A 4,484-nucleotide genomic window follows, 5' to 3' on the forward strand; every position below is an offset into this window, starting at 1 on the left:
CCCGGCTAATCGGGAGCATGGCCGACATGACTTCATTAGCCGCGGCGCAAGAACGCCTGTTCGCATTGGCCGATCCGGTGCCGGTCGAGCATGTGCCCCTGCGCGCGGCCGCCGGGCGCTGGGCCGCCGCGCCGGTCGTCGCATTACGCACCCAGCCCGAGCTGCCGCTATCGGCGATGGATGGCTATGCGATCCGCTTCGCCGACCTGCCCGGCCCATGGCGAGTGACCGGCGAGAGCGCAGCGGGGCGTCCGTTCGCTGGCACGGTCGCGGCGGGTGAAGCGACCCGCATCTTCACGGGTGCTGCGGTCCCCGACGGCGCAGACACGATCCTGGTGCAGGAAGAAGCGGCGCGCGACGGCCACACGCTAACGCTGGACGGCGAAGGTCCACCGCATCGCGGCGCACATGTCCGCCCGGTTGGGCTCGATTTCACCCATGGCGAAACGCTGATCGATGCCGGTGCGCGCCTGACCCCTGCGCGCGTCGCCCTCGCCGCGAGTGCCGGACACGCCACCCTTCCCGTCCACCGCCGCATTCGCGTCGCCATCGTCGCCACCGGCGATGAACTGCGCACACCCGGCGCACCGCTGACCCCCGGCGCGCTCCCCGAAAGCAATGGCACAATGCTGGCCGCGCTGTTGGCGACGTTGCCGGTCGATCTGATCGATCTCGGCATTCTCCCCGACCGGATCGACACGCTCACCGCCGCCTTCGCCGCAGTCGACGCCGATCTGCTCGTCACCAGTGGCGGCGCGTCCGTTGGGGACCACGATCTGGTCCGCCCCGCGCTTGAGGCCGCTGGCACCGAAATCGATTTCTGGCGGATCGCGATGCGCCCGGGCAAGCCGCTGATGGCCGGGCGGATGCGCGATACCGTCGTCCTCGGACTGCCCGGCAATCCGGTATCGGCGTATGTCACCGCCTTGCTCTTTGTCCTGCCGATGGTCGCGTATCTCTCCGGCGCAGCCGACCCCCTGCCCCGCCGCCGCACAGCCATCGTCGGTTCGGCGCTGCCCACCAATGGCCCGCGCGCCGACCATATCCGCGCAGTCCACCGCGACGGCCGCGTGGTTCCGGCCGACCGTCAGGACAGCTCGATGCTGCGCATCTTGGCCGCCTCGGACTGCCTGATCGTACGTGCTCCACATGTTCCGGCGGCCGCACCGGGCGACTCGGTGGAAATCCTCGATATCAGCTGATTCGCACCCGCTTGACGCAGCGTAGAACACAGCGTAAACGTTCCACGTCTGTTCTTGATAGGGGACGTCCAATGCTTACGAAGAAGCAGCATGAGCTGATCTGCTTCATCGCCGACCGTCTGGCCGAGACCGGGGTTTCACCCTCGTTCGAGGAGATGAAGGACGCGCTCGACCTCAAGTCCAAGTCGGGCGTCCACCGTCTGATTTCGGCATTGGAGGAACGCGGTTTCCTGCGCCGCCTGCCCAATCGTGCGCGTGCGCTCGAAGTGGTCAAGATGCCCGAGCGGGGCGAGCCGAAAAAGGCTGCACCGAAGTCGACCGTGGTCGCGATGCCGCGCCCCGCGCCGCAGCCGGCGAACGACGTGATCGAAATCCCGCTCCACGGCCGCATCGCCGCCGGTGTCCCGATCGAGGCGATGGAGGGATCGACGATGCTCCCCGTCCCCGCTGCGTTGCTGGGATCGGGCGATCATTACGCGCTGGAAGTCGCCGGTGACTCGATGGTCGAGGCCGGGATCTTCGACGGCGACTATGCGCTGATCCGTCGTCAGGAAACGGCGCGCGATGGCGAAATCGTGGTTGCTCTGATCGACGAGATGGAAGCGACGCTGAAGTACTTCCGGACCGAGGGGAGCATGGTCCGCCTCGACCCGGCAAACCGCAGCTACGACCCCCAGCGCTACCGTCCCGATCAGGTGCGCGTCCAGGGCAAGCTGGCCGGCCTGCTGCGCCGCTACTGACAAACTTAAAGCCCCTCCCGTTTACGGGAGGGGTTTGGGGAGGGCGTGTAACGCCAAGCCCCGACCCGAGCCTGTCGAAGGGCATCGCGAAACGATGGGAGAGAGGCCATGACCCTGACTGGCGGATGCCATTGCGGCGCGGTGCGCTACGCAATCGACGGCGAACCCATGCACGGTGGGCAGGCACTATGCCACTGCACCGACTGCCGCCGCTGCGCCGGCGCACCGATGGTCGGCTGGGCGATGTACCCTGAGGACGCGCTGACGGTGACACAGGGCAGTCCCCGCGAATATGCCTCGTCCGACACCGGCCGCCGCTGGTTCTGCGAAACCTGCGGCACCGGGCTGTTCTACCGCAACGCGACCAACCTGCCCGGCCTCGTCGACATCCAGGCCGCAACCCTCGACGACCCCGACGCCGTCCCCGCCGCCGCCCACATCCAGACCGCCGACCGCATCGGCTGGATGCAGGACGCCCACAGCCTGCCGCAGTTCGAACGGTTTCCGGGCGGGGCGTAGGCCCCACCCTTCGTCACCCCGGCCTTGTATTGGAAGGCAGGCGCGGAGCATGAGCCTTGGGCGCGGGCCCCGGGGACCGCGGCACGGGGGCCGGGGTGACGAGGGTGTCAAGACGTAGCGCTGCGCCCCTCACCGCCCCGGCATCACCGTTTCCGCCTCCAGCCACGGATGCCGCGCCCCCGGTCGCCGCACCGTCACCACCGTCGGCCGCTCTCCGAACGTGATCGCCACGCCACCCGTGGCCTCCAACATCGCCCGATCCAGCTTCAGCCATTTCGGCACGCACCCGCGCGGAAGCCAGCGATCCGCCACGATGATGTCGGCTGAGGCGCAGAACGCCACCATCTCCCGCCACGGCACGCGATAGCCGCTGCGCGTCGCCGCGATCCGCCAGCTGTGGCCCCCGCGCTCGATCGTGACCATACACAGGTCCGCACTGCACCGCGCATCACGCTGCTCCGCCAGCGCGGGCAGTTCGGCATCCACCCCGCCATTCTCGGCCAGCGTGTCGCGGACATAATCCCCCGCCCGGTCGCGCAGCAGCGCCAGCTCGCCACTCTCCATTCGCAGCGCCAGATGCCGCCCGTCGCCCGTCACCAGCAAATCCGGCATCGGCGTCGCCAGCGCCCACAACGCCCCCGCGGCCACGGGCACCAGCCCCGCCAGCCGCACCCGTGTCCGCCACAGCGCAATCCACACGCCCCCCACGACCATCAGCGCATAGGCCCCGCCCGGCATCGCGGGCAGCATCGCCAGCGCGCCCGGCGCGTTCGCGGCGGTATGCGCAATCCACAGCAACAGCTGCAGCCCCTGCTCCGCCACCCACCAGAAGGGCGCCCCCAGCCCAACCGCATCGAACGCCAGCCCCGCCGCCTCGAATGGCATCACGACAAAGGTCGTCAGCGGAATCGCCACGATATTGGCGAGCGATCCGTAGAGTCCGGACTTGTGGAAATGATAGAGCGCAATCGGCGTCAGCGCGATCTCGACCACCAGACCGGTCAGCAGCAATGACGCAACACCCCGCGCCAGTCGCCTTCCCCACCCCTCCTCACGCCGCTCAAACCAGCCGCGCACGCGCTGGTTTTCGTACAGCGCAACGATCGCGGTAACCGCGGCAAAGCTCATCTGAAAACTCGGCCCGACCAGCGCCTCGAGCCACAGCAGCAACACCACCAGTGCCCCGAACGCCACCAGCCGCAGCGTGATCGCCTGTCGCCCCAGCATCATCGCCGCCAGCACCATCAGCGCCGCGATACACGACCGCACCGTCGGCACCTCCGCCCCGGTCAGCAATGTGTATCCCACCGCCGTCACGCCCGCGACACCCGCCGCGATCACCGGTAACGGCCAGCGCAGCGCCAGCGTCGGGCTGAGCGCGAGCAGCCGCAGCACCAGCAGCATCGTCGCGCCGACCACCGCCGTCACATGCAGCCCGCTCACCGACAACAGATGCGCCAGCCCCGACCGCCGCAGCGCCTCGGCATCCTCCTCGGAAATCGCCCCGCGATCCCCCGTCACCAGCGCCGCCGCGATCCCGCCCGCACTGCCCTCGACCCGCGACTGGACATGCGCCGTCAGCCGCGCGCGGAGCCCGCTGTCGCGCCGCCCCGGCGCCAGCACCTCGACCGGCGCAAAGCCCCGCCCGGTCGCGCCCAGCCCGTCGAACCACGCGACTCGCTCGAAATCATACGCCCCCGGCACAGCAGGCGGCGCGGGCGGCATCAGCCGCGCCCGCACCCGCACCCGCGCGCCGGGCGTCAGCCCATCGGGCATGTCCTTCACCGCCAGATTGACCCGCACCAGCCCCGGCAAGCCACTCCCCGCATCGGTGGCAATGCGCAGCCGCACCAGTTCCCGCGCCGGCATCGGCTCGATCCGCTCGACAATACCGACAACCTGCACCACCGCCGGCCGCGCCAGCACCGGAGCGGCAACCCGCTCCGCCCGCCACCACACCAGCGCACAGCCCAGCGCGACCAGCAGCCCCGCCCACACCAGCGCCCGCGCCGCGCGCCCGCAC

4 protein-coding genes are annotated in these 4,484 nt (G+C 69.8%); 3 read left to right on the forward strand and 1 reads right to left on the reverse strand.

What is annotated here, in order from left to right; genetic code table 11:
- Positions 1–17: 17 nt before the first annotated feature.
- From KYX69_RS22845 to KYX69_RS22855, 3 genes are all read left to right on the forward strand, one after another.
- Positions 18–1,202 carry a molybdopterin molybdotransferase MoeA gene (locus KYX69_RS22845; protein ID WP_300501657.1) on the forward strand — a complete coding sequence of 395 codons (1,185 nt, stop codon included), beginning with the start codon at positions 18–20 and terminating at the stop codon, positions 1,200–1,202.
- A gap of 71 nt (positions 1,203–1,273) precedes the next feature.
- The gene (lexA, locus tag KYX69_RS22850) at positions 1,274–1,942 is read left to right on the forward strand and encodes a transcriptional repressor LexA (RefSeq protein ID WP_300501654.1); all 669 of its coding nucleotides are present in this window, start codon (positions 1,274–1,276) and stop codon (positions 1,940–1,942) included.
- A 108-nt stretch (positions 1,943–2,050) separates the two neighbouring features.
- Positions 2,051–2,461 carry a GFA family protein gene (locus KYX69_RS22855; RefSeq protein ID WP_300501655.1) on the forward strand — a complete coding sequence of 137 codons (411 nt, stop codon included), beginning with the start codon at positions 2,051–2,053 and terminating at the stop codon, positions 2,459–2,461.
- Positions 2,462–2,590: 129 nt separating this feature from the next.
- Here KYX69_RS22855 and KYX69_RS22860 read toward each other — a convergent pair.
- A partial coding sequence (locus KYX69_RS22860; protein WP_300501656.1) for a ComEC/Rec2 family competence protein occupies positions 2,591–4,484 on the reverse strand: 1,894 nt, incomplete at its 5' end.

This window comes from Sphingomonas sp., from assembly GCF_030145815.1.
GTDB lineage: Bacteria > Pseudomonadota > Alphaproteobacteria > Sphingomonadales > Sphingomonadaceae > Sphingomonas.